Below are 15,583 nucleotides of genomic sequence, written 5' to 3' on the forward strand. Positions count from 1 at the left end.
TAACGATCATTCTTAAAAGACCAATAGTTACAACTGTAGTACTAACTGTCGTCTGTTGTCATTAAAAAAACGCTAACATCATTACTGATTAAATTCACTGTCTAAAAGATCATATGATATTGATTTCTGATTGTTTATATACAGAGCAGATAAGAGATGAAAATTTTTAGACTTGAAAGACCTGTTCTCTGGATGCTATACATAAAGAAAATATAAATCTATGGGATATATTTTATGAAAGAAATTACTAATGATAACAACGTCTCACTTTTAAAACTCCCCATAAAGAGCCTTTTAAAAAAAAGAAGTTGCTTAGGAACAAACTACTTTCGAGCTGCCAAGATGTCTTCCAATTATCGTTGGTGGAGGCCTATAGCAGAACTATTGATATTTTTTCTGGTTGCAGGGCTCTTGCTTGTACTCTGGACTGTACTTGGGATGTTAATAAACCCACAGATGGTGATATCTGACTACATGTCCGACTTCTTAGGTATCGATAATTCATTCGATCATATATCCCCCAGAAAACCGTTAAATTTTATCATTAGCATGATGACTATCATCCTGCTAATTCCTGCTGTCATGGTAGCTGTTCGTACGGTGGGAAAACGCTCGTTCAAAACTGTTTTGTCAGTAACAGGGCGTTTCAGAACACGGCTTTTTTTGAGGGCTGTAGCTGTGATTGCACTTTTTTTCATAATCCTAGATGCGATTGCGATAATTTTTGTTTTTGATAGTTATCCTGCTTCCGAGTTAAAAGTTGATATATTATCACTCGGTGCATTGCTCCTCGTATTGATATTTATTCCTCTCCAGGCTGCATCCGAAGAGATATTTTTTCGTGGGTTTCTCAGTCAATTCTTTGGAGCATGGACTCCTTATGTAGCTGTACCAATTTTATTCTCACTACCATTTTTTACATTCAGTCATAATTACAACTCACTGGGTCTTATTGAAATTTCGATATTTGCGGTATGCTTGGGGATACTTGCCTGGATAACAGGCGGTCTTGAAATTCCGATAGCTTTTCACATGGTAAACAATATAGTTGTCTTTCTACCCTATTGTTTTGGTATTGTTCCACCAAATCCTAAAGATATCTCAATATCACATTTTGTCATCGGCTCCGCAATGATAATTATCATAACACTTGTGATTGTGTTTTATCCAAAAATTGTAGGTGTACTCAATTGGAGGAACGTGACTCGGTCAGTAAATTAATTACACACATGTGACTTATAATAAAGCCCTACCGCAAGAGAAAGGTCTAGTGGTGGGGCTTAGAAGAGAAACTATTAAAATTGTAATAGGTAACATAACATCATAATACCAAAATATAATAAAAAGGCATTGTCATAGATATAATTTAAAATTAAATTTGATTAATCAATAAAATATTCAATACATCTCTTTATTAGAAAAATAGTCTTAAAAATAAATATCATCTTATTTTATTTCCTGTTATTTGCAAAACGCTAATTTACTATTTCATCATGAGCACTTCTCTGTTGCTTGTTTTTCCGTCTGCGCCACAAAATTTCCAATACCACAAACCACACTGGCGTACCATATAATGCCATACGGGTGTCATAATCAAATATCATAATCACCACCGTAAAGGCAAAAAATATCAAAGTACACCAAGTCATGGGAATACCCATCGGCATTTTATAAATGGATTTTTTATGCAAGTCAGGCCGCTTCTTTCGGTAAGCCAGATAAGCAAGCAATATCATACACCAACTGTAAATAACCATGATGGCTGCGACTGTAGTAACAATAGTAAATAATTTCATTACATTGGGAATGATAAACAACAAAAATACACCACATATCATGCAAATAACCGAGAACATCAAGCTGAAAACAGGAACCGCGCTTTTTATAGAAAGTTGCCCAAATTTACTATGCGCCAACTTTTCCGTCGACAGGCCATAAAGCATTCGGGTACAGGCATATAGCCCACTGTTCGCTGAAGACATAGCCGAAGTCAGCGCGACAAAATTTATCACCGCGGCGGCTGCCGGCAACCCAGCTAGTGCAAACAGTGTCACAAATGGACTCACGTCTGGTGAAATATGTGGCCATGAAGTAACAGCAATAATGCACATGATGGAAAGCACATAAAAGATAATGACTCTAATGGGAATGCTGTTAATAGCTTTCGGTAAAACTTTCTCTGGCTCTTTCGTTTCAGCCGTCACAGTGCCGACCAGCTCAACACCTGTAAAGGAGAAAATGGCAATTTGAAAACCCGCCAGAAACCCGAATACCCCATTCGGCAGGAATACTTCTGGTTCCGTCAAATGACGAACAGAAGCTGTCACGCCATTGGGTGAAGTCCATCCCACAAAAACCATGCCAATGCCAACAATAATCAAAGCAACTATCGCTACGACTTTAATCATGGCAAACCAGAATTCCGTTTCACCAAATAGCCGCACTGAAAAAAAGTTACATAAGCACATTAATCCCAAAATAGACAGTGCCGTTAGCCAAAGCCAACTATTGGGGAACCAATACTGGATATACCCACCGCATACCACAACATCTGCGATGCAACTGACAACCCAGCTCATCCAATAGGTCCATCCCAGAAAATAGCTGGCCTTATCCCCGAGATAATCAGCCACAAAATCGGCGAACGTCCTATAATCCAATTTAGAGAGCAACAACTCCCCCATTGCCCTCATTACCATAAAGGCGAAAAAGCCAATCAAAAGATAAGTCAGAATAATTGAAGTCCCTGATACGGCAATGGTTTTCCCTGTTCCCATAAATAATCCCGTACCAATAGCACCTCCAATTGCAATCAACTGGACATGACGTTTACCTAATCCACGATGAAGTTTCTGCGCACCTGCGGATTGTTCCACAGGCGTTTTTAATGATTTCGTCATCAATAACCTCTACGGCTTGCTTTTTTATGAATTTATTATGTTAATTTCGCCAACAACAAGCCTGCCCGTAGCCCGATAGCAACACGGGCATTAGGAAACAGAATAAAGTTTGCAGGAGATGTGATTTTCCAAGATTGATTTTGCTGGCGAGCGATTTCAAAACCTTCCGCTAATTCAGTGAAGTTTTTAGTATCCTCTGGAATATTGAGCTGAAAACTGTCGTGTTGTTTGATCATTGCATCAACCACGCGATAGCGTTTAAGTGTCGGTTTATCTCGTTTGATTGAAGACAGGCCAGAGATCAAATCCTGCAAAGCCGCTGTAATATTACTGAACCTTGCCAGCTCATTTTGCCCAAAAGGCAATGCCTTACCTATTTCCAACGTGCAACTGTCCGCATTGAAATATCCGCTGGTAAAGTTACTGAACGTACCTCCTGCCGTGTTATGAAACACCAGGGCATCAATATCACTATCTTCCAACCATTGTAAAAACTCAGCGGCATGTTCACGCGTCTGATATGGCAACAAAGCAAATTGCTCATGGCAGGAACCTCGGATTGCGGTATGAAGATCAAGGTGTCTGTGCTTGGCTGATGCCATAACTGCGGGTTCATTAAAAAATTGACGGATAACAGACTCCAGCTCCATTGCGCGCTTCGATTCATTCCCCACAGGGAAGTTTTGATAACGACCGCCAAACATACGGTTGAGATCATTATCAATATATCGCCACCCTTCACGCATAGCGGGTAAGTTGCCGAATATCAACAGAAGGTTTTGCTGCAATGGCAAGTACCCCTGCGCCAGTTGTGACAATAACTGGATAAGGATTTCCACAGGTGCCGTTTCATTACCATGAATTCCGGCTGAGATAATCAGCGTATCAGCTGCTTTTTCAGGTGAAGATGATTGTTGTGATAGCGGTAATTGTTGTGATAGCGGTAATTCTTGTGATAGCGGTAATAGCTGCAACACGCCTTCCGCTAACCACGATGATTTAATTGTTGGCGGAAAACACAAGTTATTTTCAAGCAATTTATTTTCAAGCAATAAGGCCAATAAATCCATTTTATCTCCTGATTAGCGCTGAAACTCGTATATCGAACCAAGCTTGAGGATTTGTGTCAGTTCATCAAGGGCAGAATAGACTTCGTTTAACAGTTGCGGATCGACTAAATCAGCCGCATACAGAGAATCTCGATAATGCCGCTCAACCCATACCGTCAGGCGTTGATACAGTTCTGGTGTCATCAAGGTAGCAGGATTTACCGCCGCCAACTCTTGTTCGTTCAAAACAACCCGGAGTCGCAAACAAGCTGGCCCACCGCCATTACGCATACTTTCCCGCAAGTCAAAGAAGTGGAGCTTATTGATGGGAGAATTTCCTTGCGCAATCAACTTTTGTAAATAGGCCGAGACATTGTGATTTTGACGGCACTCTTCCGGCAAAATCAGCATCATGTTGCCATCTGGTTGGCTCAATAGCTGGCTGTTAAACAAGTAGGATTCGACCACATCTTGAATTTTGACTTGCTCTGTAGGAACTTCAATTGCAATCAAGGTATGCCCAAGCTGCGCCATTTTTTCCCTTAACTCGTCCAATACTGATTGCTGATTCAAGAAAGCCTGCTGATGATAGAAAAGCACATTGCGGTTGCTGACTGCGATAACATCGTTATGAAAAACACCACTATCAATGGCAGCAGGATTTTGTTGGGCAAATACGATTCTGGAACTCTCAAGCTGATGCAGACGGGCAACTGCCTGACTCGCCTCCAGCGTCTGCCGTGCGGGATAACGCCCAGGCGCAATACCTGTCTGTAATGCTTTGCGTCCATAGACAAATAACTGAACACCGGCTTCGCCATACTCATCGCAAAAACGATTATGGTTCGCAGCCCCTTCATCTCCCCAATCTGCATGTTGCGGCAGAGGATCATGATGGACGAAATAATTTTGATCAGAAAACGTCGCTTTCAGGGCACGTGAAGTCGTGATGCTTTCCAGAGAACGATGCAACTTATTATTTAAGTTTGCCACCGTGAAATGGACACGCTGATCCGCGCTATCTGTTGAAGGGGAAACCGTTGCTGCATTTGCAGCCCACATGGAAGAAGCAGAACTGAGATTGGACAGCAATAATGGGGAATATTGTGCTGCTTTATTGAGTACCTGTTCGTCACTGCCCATAAATCCCAGCTGTCGCAAGGCAGGGAGATTAGGGCGTTGCTGCGGGGGCAAAACCCCCTGCACCAATCCCATATCAGACAATGCTTTCATTTTCATCAATCCCTGAAGTGCGGCTTTGCGGGGATTGGACTCTTGCCCCCGATGATTCATGGAAGCCTCATTCCCCATTGATAGTCCGGCATAATGGTGAGTCATTCCCACCAAACCATCAAAATTTGCTTCAATTCCCGACATAATCACCTCTAACATCCTATTTATTAATAAAAAAATTAAGGCTGAAAAAATCAAGACTGGAAGAAATCAAGACTGAAAAAAATCAAGCCCTGGAGCCAATGTTTCCGGCAGAGTCAAATTGTCAGCCGTCAGGGATGCCATCGGCCAAGCGCAATAATCTGCGGCATAATAAGCACTAGGGCGATGATTCCCCGATGCTCCAATACCACCAAACGGTGCTTTACTCGATGCCCCCGTCAGCGGCTTATTCCAATTCACAATCCCCGCTCTCGCCTCCTGCAATAATCGCTGGAACAAAGAGGCATCAGGAGAAATCAGCCCAGAAGCCAGTCCAAACCGTGTATCATTCGCAATCGAGATAGCTTCATCGAAAGTGGCATAGCGCCTTAAAGTCAGCAGAGGGCCGAAATATTCTTCATCGGGGACATTTTTAACCTTGGTCATGTCGATAATGCCGGGAGTCATAAACGTTGAATGCGGATCAGGCTGGGTTAAGGTGAGCAAAGCGATCCCCCCTAAAGCCAGCAACTTGGATTGAGCTTCCCGCAAACTTTCCGCTGCCGCCAAAGAGATTACACCGCCCATAAAAGGCTGAGGCTCAGCATCCCAATGCGCTGGGACAATCTGACCTACGGCATCAAGCAATCGTTGGATTAACGCATCTCCCTTCTCTCCTTGTTTCACCAGCAACCTGCGGGCACATGTACAGCGCTGTCCTGCGGAGATAAACGCGGATTGGATAATGGTATAAACTGCCGCCTCAATATCATCATAATCATCCACAATCAGGGCGTTGTTTCCCCCCATTTCCAACGCCAGCATTTTCTCTGGCTGACCTGCCAGCACACGATGGAAGTGAAATCCCGTTGCTGCACTGCCGGTAAACAACACACCGTCAATTTCACGACTGTCCAGCAACGCTCCGCCGGTTTCCCTCCCCCCTTGAACCAGATTCAGAACGCCTACTGGCAACCCCGCCTTGATCCATAACTCCACGGTTTTTTCGGCTGTTATTGGTGTCAATTCACTGGGTTTGAACACGAGTGTATTACCAGCGATCAACGCAGGAACAATATGCCCATTCGGCAAATGGCCGGGAAAATTATAGGGGCCGAAGATAGCCATGACGCCATGAGGACGATGCTGCAATATTGCCTTACCATCAGGCATGGGCATTTCAGAATACCCTGTCCGCTCTTCCCATGCTTCTATGGAGATAGCAATTTTACCCATCATGGATTGGACTTCTGTCCGTGTTTCCCACAGCGGCTTACTGGTTTCTTCACTGATCACACGGGCGATATTTTCTTTTTCCTGCTTTAACAGCTCAGCGAATGTTTGAATAATTGCAATACGCTTTTCAACCGCCAACCTAGACCACTCTGGAAATGCCTTACGGGCAGATTGGCAGGCATCATCCACCTGACGGGCAGATGCTCCATTTGCCTGCCATATAACCCGTTGATCAACAGGGGAACATTTGGTGACAGGCAATCCCTGCCCTGCTATCCATTCACCGCCAATGTAATTTGCTTGATGATTCATAATGAAAAGCCCTTAATTGTGAAAGCCCTTATTGTGAAAACATTTAAGAGCAAAGAGAAACAAAGCGTATTAGATCGCCATCATTCACATGAAGCGCGTCCATCTCAGCTGAGGTCAGATCCAGTTCATCACCTTCCACGGGATGGGGAAAATTCAAAAGTAACGCTCCGAATTCCTCAAAATGCAGATTAGAAACAATGTGCGGTATGCCATCCTGCGGACGGGGAAAATCTGTAATTTTTTTAACATGTACAAGCCGGCTGGCTTTGACTGTGCGTACATTGTCAATTTCCGCATCCAAGATGGCACCGGCATCAAAAATATCGACGGCACCGTTATAAGAGAACCCTTCTTTTTCTAAAATGGTACGGGCAGGTACGGTATTTTCATGCACCTGACCGATGACCTGACGGGCGTCTTCAGATAATAGGGGGACATAAATCGGGTAGAATGGCATTAATTCCGCAATAAAATTTTTTGTACCAATCCCGGTTAAATAATCCGCCTGCTCAAAAGAAACATTGAAAAAGTGTTGCCCCAGTGCATTCCAAAACGGAGATTCACCTTGGTTATTCACAACCCCACGCATTTCCGCAAAAATAGATTTTGGGAAAAGATGCCTGAATGCAGAAATGAACAGAAACCGGCTTTTGGAAAGAAAAACGCCATTGCCTCCTCCCTGATAATCAGGGTTAAGGAACAACGTACACAATTCGCTGGACCCGGTATAATCCTGCCCGACAATCAGCGTTTCAAATGAATTATAAACCCCCAATTCGCGGGAAGCCCGCACTGATCTATGTACGCGGAAATTGTAGAAAGGCTCTTCCAGCCCAACAGCAACTTCCAGCGCACTGACACCAACAACACGATGCTTTTCCGTGTCTTCCAAGGTAAACAAAAATCCTTGTTGTGCTCGTCCCCTTGCATCGTTGAAAGAATCAATGCTGCGTGAAATCCGTGCCGTCAGATATTCCTGATTATTTGGCAATGTCGTCAGGCCAATGCCAGCACGGGACGAAAGATTGAGGATATCCCCCAGATCTTCATGTTGAACGGATCTAAATAGCATCATGATATCACCTCAAATCGTCTTTTATTCCTGAACAAATCGCTTGAGGGCATTTTCAAGGCGGATGAAACCGTCGTTGATATCCTGCTGTTCGATATTTAACGCAGGAGCAAAACGCAACACATCAGGGCCGGCTATTAAGGCAATCAATCCTTCTTCCGCAGCGATATTGGTCAGGGTCTTCGCTTTGCCCTGATATTTTTTATCCAATTCAGCCCCCAGCAATAACCCTTTCCCACGCAATTCACTGAATACCTGATAACGTTGATTAAGCTCGGACATGCGTCTCATAAATTCACGGTGACGCTCTTGTACCCCCGCAAGAAACTCCGGCTGATTCACCAATTCGATGACTTTACCGGCAACGGCTGCTGCCAGCGGGTTTCCACCAAATGTTGTCCCGTGTGTTCCTGGTTGGAAAGCCTCTGCGATATGTTGTCTAACCAACATGGCACCAATTGGGAACCCACCACCAAGCCCCTTGGCACTGGTCAGAATATCGGGTTCTACGCCAGTTTCCTCATAGGCATACAAATATCCGGTTCGGCCGACACCAGTTTGGATTTCGTCAAAAATCAGCAACGCCTGATGTTGATCACATAACTCCCGCAGTGCTTTCAAAAATGCAGGCTCGGCAGGAATCACACCACCTTCCCCAATAATCGGCTCAACAATCACAGCACAGGTTTTTTCTGATATGTGAGCTTTGATAGCGCCGATATCGTTGAATGGCAGGTGAATAATTTGTTCTGGTAATGGAGCAAAGTCTTGGGAGTATTTAGGCTGGCCGCCTACAGTCACAGTAAATAATGTTCTGCCGTGGAAGGAATTTTCAAATGAAATAATCTCGTTCTTATAATTTCCATATTTATCGAGAGAATATTTTCTGGCAATTTTTAATGCGGCTTCATTCGCTTCTGCACCAGAATTACAGAAAAAAACTTTATCTGCGAATGTATTTTCAACCAGAGATTTAGCCAGTTTTAAAACAGGTTCATTTGTATAACCATTACCAATATGCCAGATGTTTTCCATTTGAAAACTTAATGTATTCTTTAATTCATCATTGGCATGCCCTAATGAATTCACGGCAATTCCACCAGCGAAATCAATGTATTCCTTACTATCCTGATCCCAGACACGCGAACCTTTAGCAACGACCGGAATAAAATTTGCTGGTGAGAAACAGGGAACCATATACTGGTCAAACCAATTTCTTTGAATTGTGTTAGGCATTCGTTTTTCCTCAAATAATTAGGATATAAAAAGAAAAATAAATTTATATATCATTGAATATCATTTTTAATGAATGTTTCCATTTAGATCATCAATTCATTGTTTCGATACATTTCCAATGACATTATTATCGCAAGATTTTTTTATCCTTTTGATTAGTAATTAACCTCATAATCCCTTTGAGACATAACAAAGTCAACACAATAAAATTACAATAAATTTACTTTTATGATGTTTTTCACAATTTATAAAAATGAATTTACTTTAGATTTATGCATCATTTATGCATAAAAAAATAAATAAAAAAGAAGTATATAATCGAAGATAAAGGAAATAGGGTATTACCGCTCAATAATTATTCATAGATCATAGGCACCAATTATGCCCATGATCTAAAAAATGTATTTGCAATTAACAATTTTTACACTAAATATCAATAATATGTTTAAAAATCAAATAATTAAATGAAAACATTCCTATTTTACCCTTATAGCACAATGTAGCTGATGATCTAAGAATGCCAAATTTTCAGGAAAATTAAGGTGACTTTACCCTGTTAACACGGATACCTAAATTTCGATTCCCTACTTGCCCTTATTCCCTAGGAGATACCATGGCTTTTATAGAAATACTTTCTTATTCTGTTTCCCTATCATTCATAGATACCCAATAAATTATATTATTTATTAAAAAACATTACTCAGATAATTTATCTATGAAATTAAGTATTGTTATCATTCACATAGCGAGTTATTTTTATCACAGTTATATTTATTAATATTGCCATGCTATAAATCACGCTTGCAGTTTGATAAGAAAAAAACAACCATAATGGATTGAGTAGACAGACATATGAATTTTCATATTAATTATAACCTTCGACAATGGCTTGTTTTTTATGACTCTAATAGCTTATTTATATCGTCAATCATGGGTATTACTGCTAGTATCGACAATAAGCGCATTAATTAGTGGGTTTGCCGGTGCTTCGATAGTCGGGATGATCAGTCAAGGAGTAACAGAAAAGATCAACCTAACTACATTCCTCTGGGGTTTTTTTGGTATCTGTTTTATTTTTTTTATTACTAAAACCGTATCAGAAATTACATTATCCCATTTAGCCCAATCCACGATTTTTTCATTGCGCCTAAGTTTGAGTAACAAAATCTTACGTGCACCACTCAAAAAACTACACAAACTTGGGCGACACGGTTTATTGGCAGTTTTAACTAAAGACGTCGATGTTTTCGTACATTCCTTTATGTTGGCACCGGCTGTTTTTGGTAATGTCACCCTAATCATAGCCTGTTTTAGTTATTTAGCCTGGATGTCTTGGCAACTGTTTCTCATTCTGGCTGTATTGAGTCTTATCGGAATGTATCTGTTTTATCTGTGGGAAAAACATCCATTGAAATTAATGACACAGATGCGTGATCAAGTAGATAAGATATACCTTAATTTCCAAAGTCTGATTGATGGCAGCAAAGAGCTGCAACTCAATAAACAAAAAGGCAATCTTTTTATCAATAAAGTGATTGCCCCGGCAGCTAAAGTATTCCAAGAGATCTGTATTAAAGCAAACACCAGCTATGCCTGGGTCATTAACGCCAGTGCGGTTACATTCTATGTCATTATTGGCTTAATCGTCTTTGTCATTCCAATTTGGATCCCTCAAGAACCATCAACGCTGGTTACTGTATCGCTGCTTGTTCTCTTCTTATCAGGCCCGATCAGTGAGGTTATCGGCGCAATTCCAGAACTGAGGGCAGCGGAAGTCTCATTGAATAAAATGCGTCGCCTTGATAGCCAGCTGGAAGAAGTACTGTCCGTGCAAATTGAAGGCCCTAGCCCATTCAAAAGCCAACAGCCAATAGAGCTTGAACTAAAAGATGTTATTCACCATTACACGACTGATAAAGAGGATCGCCAGTTCGCACTCGGCCCATTGAGTTTGAAAATATCACAAAGCGAAATTGTTTTCATTGTCGGTGGGAACGGCAGTGGGAAAACAACGCTTGCCATGTTACTTGTTGGTCTGTTTGAACAAGAATCTGGTTCAATCTTACTAAACGGTGTACAAGTAACGTCTTCTAATAATGAGCATTATCGTCAAAATTTTGCTGCTGTTTTTTCTGATTACCATCTATTTGAGCAATTACTCAATAGCGATGCGAATGTCACCGAAAAGGCAACACATTATATTGAAGCACTAAACATGGCACACAAAGTTAAAATCGTTGATGGCGGATTTTCCACAACTAATCTTTCTGCGGGTCAACGGAAACGACTGGCATTAGTGTCAGCCTATTTAGAAGACCGTCCTATTTATCTATTTGATGAGTGGGCCGCCGACCAAGATCCGGTATTTAAACGCTTATTCTATACTGAGCTACTACCTGAATTAAAAGCCAGTGGTAAAACTGTCATAATTATCAGCCATGATGATGCTTACTTTGATATTGCCGATCGTATTATCAAATTAGATGATGGTCATATCAAAGAAATAAGTAATAAAAACCATTACACCCCATGAATTTCAAATTCCAATGTAAGATTAAAGATGAATGACATAGTTGATTAAAATATAATCGACAACAATGAAATTGAAATTAAATAATATAAAATGAAATAAAGCTCAATAGCAAAGAGTCTATTTTATTAGGCTCTTATTTCACTTTATATACCCAATAAAACTTGAGTTACGACATGAACATAAAATCACCATCAACAATAAACTTTAACACATAACGCCTATAATAAAATTAGACACATTAGAAAAACACTATTAGAAATGTGTAATAAAAAAATTTAATGTAAGATTATCTAATATTGCAAGGAACATAATTTCTTTCAGAGATGAAATGGAATTAAGCAAACATGAAAAATAAGACTGTTCTTTTTTATTAGAATGGTCAGCTATTTTTATGCTGCTTGTTCTGGATACATAACTATTTATACCAAACAGTACTAAATATAGTGTTTTTTTAACAGGAATAGGCTTGCCGTCTATTTCATGGGCTATTTTTATCAGTTTAAACTCGAGTGTGATTTTTTGTTTTATCAGTTCTCATGTTTTTATTTTTAATGTACCCATAAAAGGGAGCTATAGAATGAATTACCCTGAAAAATTGAAACCATTCCCTTTATCGGAAGCTCAAAGCAGCCGCTGGTTTCAATATCAAATTGATCCTGACAAACGAGGTCAAAATAATAGTGCATTTTGTGCTCGCATTAAAGGCTTAACAACTGAGAGCCTAGAAGAAGCTCTCAATAAATTGGTAGAAAGACACCCGATGCTGCGAGCAAGTTTTGGTCTATATCACGGCGAATTGGGCTATTGCATCGCAGACAGTTCTGAAATCACGCTCACAATACATGATGCCCAACATCTTAGCGAAGAGACTCTTAAACAACGTGTTCAAGACGATTGCTGGCACCCGTTTGATTTAGCACACCCGCTTCGGGTTTACGCCAGTTGGTATCAATGCAATCCACAAGAAAGCGTCATGGTGCTGACCTTTGATCATCTGGCCGTTGATGGCTGGTCTTATTGGGTACTGTTAGATGAACTTGATGCACTGCTTTGTGCAAAACCTCTGGAACCCGCCCCCGAAAATCGTTTCCATAATTATGTGGAATGGCAGCAAAAATGGTTAAACAGTGCCAGTGCCAAAAAACAACAACAATTCTGGCAAAATACGCTGTCAGGTAATTTAGCCGTATCACAATGGCCGCCTAAAAACAGCACCCTGCCGACCACTGGAAAAGTATCCTTAAATAAAATAATAGGCAAGTCACTGACGCATAAACTGCAAGCGCTGGCCCAAAAATATGATAACAGCCTGTTTGCTATCTTTCTGGCTGCCTACCAAATCCTCCTGAGCCGTTATACCGAAGTGGATGACGTCATTATCGGTTCCATCATGCCGGGAAGAGGCCGTGCCCGCTGGGGAAAATTGGTTGGTGAATTTATCAATCCCGTCGCCTTACGCTGCCAGATAGACGGTGATATGACGGTACAAGAACACATCACACAAGCCACTAAAACCATCCGTCAGGGTATTGAAAATCAGAAATATCCCTTCTCCAAGGTGCTGGAACAACTGAAATTGCAACGCAATGCAGAAGTGCATCCCGTCTTCCAGACAGTCATGATATTCCAAAAAGCCAGATACATTGGCGATTTGACTACACTCTGGATGGCAGAAAATGACAATGTCACGGTACAGTGGGGAAATGCAGAGTTGCGGCCTTTTCCTTACCCTTTATATGCCGATGTCCCTGTTCCATTAATGATGAATGTCTTGGAAGTCGGTGATCAAATCGGTTATGCCTTTCATTATGATACTGCAATATTTGATGCCGAATTCATCTCCCGGTTTATGCAGAATCTCTTAACCCTACTGGAAACAATGGTGGATGATGAACAACTGTCAGTTAATCGTTTACCATTGATGGATGAACAAACTCGTCAGCAAGTCATCCATGATTTTAACGACACAGAAAAACCTTTCCCGCAACACGCTTTAATTCATCAACTTATTGAACAACAAGTGGAACGTAACCCGGCTGCAACAGCATTGCTGTATGGTAATACTCAACTCAGTTACATGGAGTTGAATCAGCGAGCTAACCAACTGGCCCACGCCCTTGTCGAAGCGGGTATTCATCCAGATGATCGCATTGCTATCTGTATGGAACGCAGTTTGGATATGGTCATTGCCCTATTGGGGGTTTTAAAAGCCGGCGCTGCTTATGTGCCACTCGACCCTGAATATCCTACCGATAGACTTGCCTATGTTTTATCAGACAGTGAACCTGTGATCCTGCTGACTCATCTTGGCTTGCAAGAAAAACTGCCAGCGACCGAAATTCCTGTCTGGCTTTTGGATAATCCAACCATTCAGGCCAACATCACTTGCCAATCCGACGACAATTTAGAGGCCGCTCGTTTGGGGCTGACATCGCGTCATATGGCCTATGTGCTCTACACTTCTGGCTCTACGGGTTTACCCAAAGGGGTTATGGTAGAACATATTGGGGTGGTTAACCTGCTGCTCTCAATGCAGGAAATACTGCAAATTACTGCCGATGACACGATGCTCGCCTCCACAACCATTGGCTTTGATATCGCCGGGCTGGAACTCTACTTACCCTTGTTCATCGGCAGCCGCATTGTCTTAGCACCATCACTGGCGGCTAAAGATCCTAAGCAATTGGAAGAGTTGATCGCAGCAAATAACATCAAAATTGTACAGGCGACCCCCACCTCCTGGCGAATGCTGCTCGATTCCGGCTGGACAGGCGCAAACATCAAAGCATTAAGTGGCGGAGAAGCACTGCCACACGAATTGGCACAGCGTTTAAGAGAAAAAGTCAGTGGCCTGTGGAATCTATACGGGCCGACAGAAACAACTATCTGGTCAACGGCATCCAGCAACCTTTTGATGGAGCAGCTGGACAACTATCACACTCAATCTCAAATAACGATTGGCCGTCCGATAGCCAATACCCAGATCTATTTGCTTGATAAGCATAACCAGCCCGTTCCTATTGGGGTAATCGGTGAAATTCATATCGGTGGTATTGGATTGGCACGCGGTTATTTGAATTTACCTGAATTGACCGCTGAGCGTTTTATTGCTGATCCATTTAAGACCAATCCATTTAAGACCGATCCATTCAGTACTGATCCTGATGCTCGTCTGTACAAAACGGGGGATCTGGGGCGCTGGCTACCGGATGGCAGCATCGCCTATCTGGGACGCAACGATTTCCAAGTCAAAATTCGCGGATTACGCATTGAACTGGGCGAGATTGAAACCCGCCTGATCCAATGCGCTGACATTTGTGAAGCCGTGGTGATCGCCCGTGAAAACGGCGTGGGAGATAAACGTTTGGTCGCCTATTTGATCCCAAATAAGGATTGCACACCGGGCATCTCTCAACTACGTGAACAATTAAGCAAAAATCTCGCCGATTACATGATACCGAGCGCATTTGTGATGATGGAGGCTTTTCCTCTCTCTCCAAATGGCAAACTTGATCGCAAATCTCTGCCTGCTCCCGATCATTCAGCCATGTCAACCCGTGAATATGTGGCGCCAGAAGGCGAAACCGAAGAACAATTGGCCGCCATTTGGAAAGAACTATTGGGATTGGATCGGGTCAGTCGCTATGACAATTTCTTCGAATTGGGCGGTCATTCTCTGTTGGTGCTACAGCTACAGTCGCAAATCAAGAAAACATTTGATGCTGAATTATCCATTCATCAACTGTTTTCCCATTCAACCCTCTGTCAGCTTGAAGAATGCATTATCGACTCTCTATTACTGCAATTCGATTCAGAGTCTCTGCAAGATATTTATAAATCAATGAATTAGATTTTACTTTACATTGTTTTG

At 41.8% G+C, this 15,583-nt stretch carries 9 protein-coding genes; 3 read left to right on the plus strand and 6 right to left on the minus strand.

The features are described 5' to 3' along the window. Window positions 1-234 precede the first annotated feature (234 nt). Entirely contained in the window at window positions 235-1,221 is a 987-nt protein-coding gene (locus PSI23_RS02875) for a CPBP family intramembrane glutamic endopeptidase (RefSeq protein WP_273553658.1), read from the plus strand. Between the two features lie 254 nt (window positions 1,222-1,475). Here PSI23_RS02875 and PSI23_RS02880 read toward each other — a convergent pair whose 3' ends face one another. From PSI23_RS02880 to PSI23_RS02905, 6 genes are all read right to left on the minus strand, one after another. Further along, complete coding sequence (locus PSI23_RS02880) at window positions 1,476-2,900, minus strand: amino acid permease (protein ID WP_273553659.1); 1,425 nt, start codon at window positions 2,898-2,900, stop codon at window positions 1,476-1,478. A 35-nt stretch (window positions 2,901-2,935) separates the two neighbouring features. Continuing rightward, the gene (gene astE / locus PSI23_RS02885; protein WP_273553660.1) at window positions 2,936-3,970 is read right to left on the minus strand and encodes a succinylglutamate desuccinylase; all 1,035 of its coding nucleotides are present in this window, start codon (window positions 3,968-3,970) and stop codon (window positions 2,936-2,938) included. A 12-nt stretch (window positions 3,971-3,982) separates the two neighbouring features. Next, window positions 3,983-5,326, minus strand: a complete 1,344-nt coding sequence (astB, locus tag PSI23_RS02890; RefSeq protein WP_273553661.1) for an N-succinylarginine dihydrolase — start codon at window positions 5,324-5,326, stop codon at window positions 3,983-3,985. A 66-nt stretch (window positions 5,327-5,392) separates the two neighbouring features. Further along, on the minus strand, window positions 5,393-6,871 hold the full coding sequence (gene astD, locus PSI23_RS02895) for a succinylglutamate-semialdehyde dehydrogenase (protein WP_273553662.1): 1,479 nt from the start codon (window positions 6,869-6,871) through the stop codon (window positions 5,393-5,395). A gap of 43 nt (window positions 6,872-6,914) precedes the next feature. Next, window positions 6,915-7,943, minus strand: coding sequence for an arginine N-succinyltransferase (gene astA, locus PSI23_RS02900; RefSeq protein ID WP_273553737.1), 1,029 nt, complete (start codon window positions 7,941-7,943; stop codon window positions 6,915-6,917). 24 nt (window positions 7,944-7,967) lie between these two features. After that, on the minus strand, window positions 7,968-9,179 hold the full coding sequence (locus PSI23_RS02905; protein WP_273553663.1) for an aspartate aminotransferase family protein: 1,212 nt from the start codon (window positions 9,177-9,179) through the stop codon (window positions 7,968-7,970). An 898-nt stretch (window positions 9,180-10,077) separates the two neighbouring features. Between PSI23_RS02905 and PSI23_RS02910 the strand changes: the two genes are divergently transcribed. Next, window positions 10,078-11,712 (plus strand): cyclic peptide export ABC transporter, encoded by a 1,635-nt coding sequence (locus PSI23_RS02910; RefSeq protein WP_273553664.1) that lies wholly within the window; start codon window positions 10,078-10,080, stop codon window positions 11,710-11,712. Between the two features lie 577 nt (window positions 11,713-12,289). Continuing rightward, complete coding sequence (locus PSI23_RS02915; RefSeq protein ID WP_273553665.1) at window positions 12,290-15,562, plus strand: non-ribosomal peptide synthetase; 3,273 nt, start codon at window positions 12,290-12,292, stop codon at window positions 15,560-15,562. The last annotated feature ends 21 nt before the right edge of the window (window positions 15,563-15,583 follow it).

Origin of the sequence: Xenorhabdus yunnanensis, from assembly GCF_028598805.1 — a bacterium.
GTDB classification, from domain to species: Bacteria; Pseudomonadota; Gammaproteobacteria; order Enterobacterales; family Enterobacteriaceae; genus Xenorhabdus; species Xenorhabdus yunnanensis.

Bases quoted from the DNA above. Each gene is read 5' to 3' on its own strand.
- astD (WP_273553662.1), bottom strand. From the start codon at position 6,871: ATGAATCATCAAGCAAATTACATTGGCGGTGAATGGATAGCAGGGCAG.
- PSI23_RS02915 (WP_273553665.1), top strand. From the start codon at position 12,290: ATGAATTACCCTGAAAAATTGAAACCATTCCCTTTATCGGAAGCTCAA.
- PSI23_RS02875 (WP_273553658.1), top strand. From the start codon at position 235: ATGAAAGAAATTACTAATGATAACAACGTCTCACTTTTAAAACTCCCC.
- PSI23_RS02905 (WP_273553663.1), bottom strand. From the start codon at position 9,179: ATGCCTAACACAATTCAAAGAAATTGGTTTGACCAGTATATGGTTCCC.
- PSI23_RS02880 (WP_273553659.1), bottom strand. From the start codon at position 2,900: ATGACGAAATCATTAAAAACGCCTGTGGAACAATCCGCAGGTGCGCAG.
- PSI23_RS02910 (WP_273553664.1), top strand. From the start codon at position 10,078: ATGACTCTAATAGCTTATTTATATCGTCAATCATGGGTATTACTGCTA.
- astB (WP_273553661.1), bottom strand. From the start codon at position 5,326: ATGTCGGGAATTGAAGCAAATTTTGATGGTTTGGTGGGAATGACTCAC.
- astE (WP_273553660.1), bottom strand. From the start codon at position 3,970: ATGGATTTATTGGCCTTATTGCTTGAAAATAAATTGCTTGAAAATAAC.
- astA (WP_273553737.1), bottom strand. From the start codon at position 7,943: ATGCTATTTAGATCCGTTCAACATGAAGATCTGGGGGATATCCTCAAT.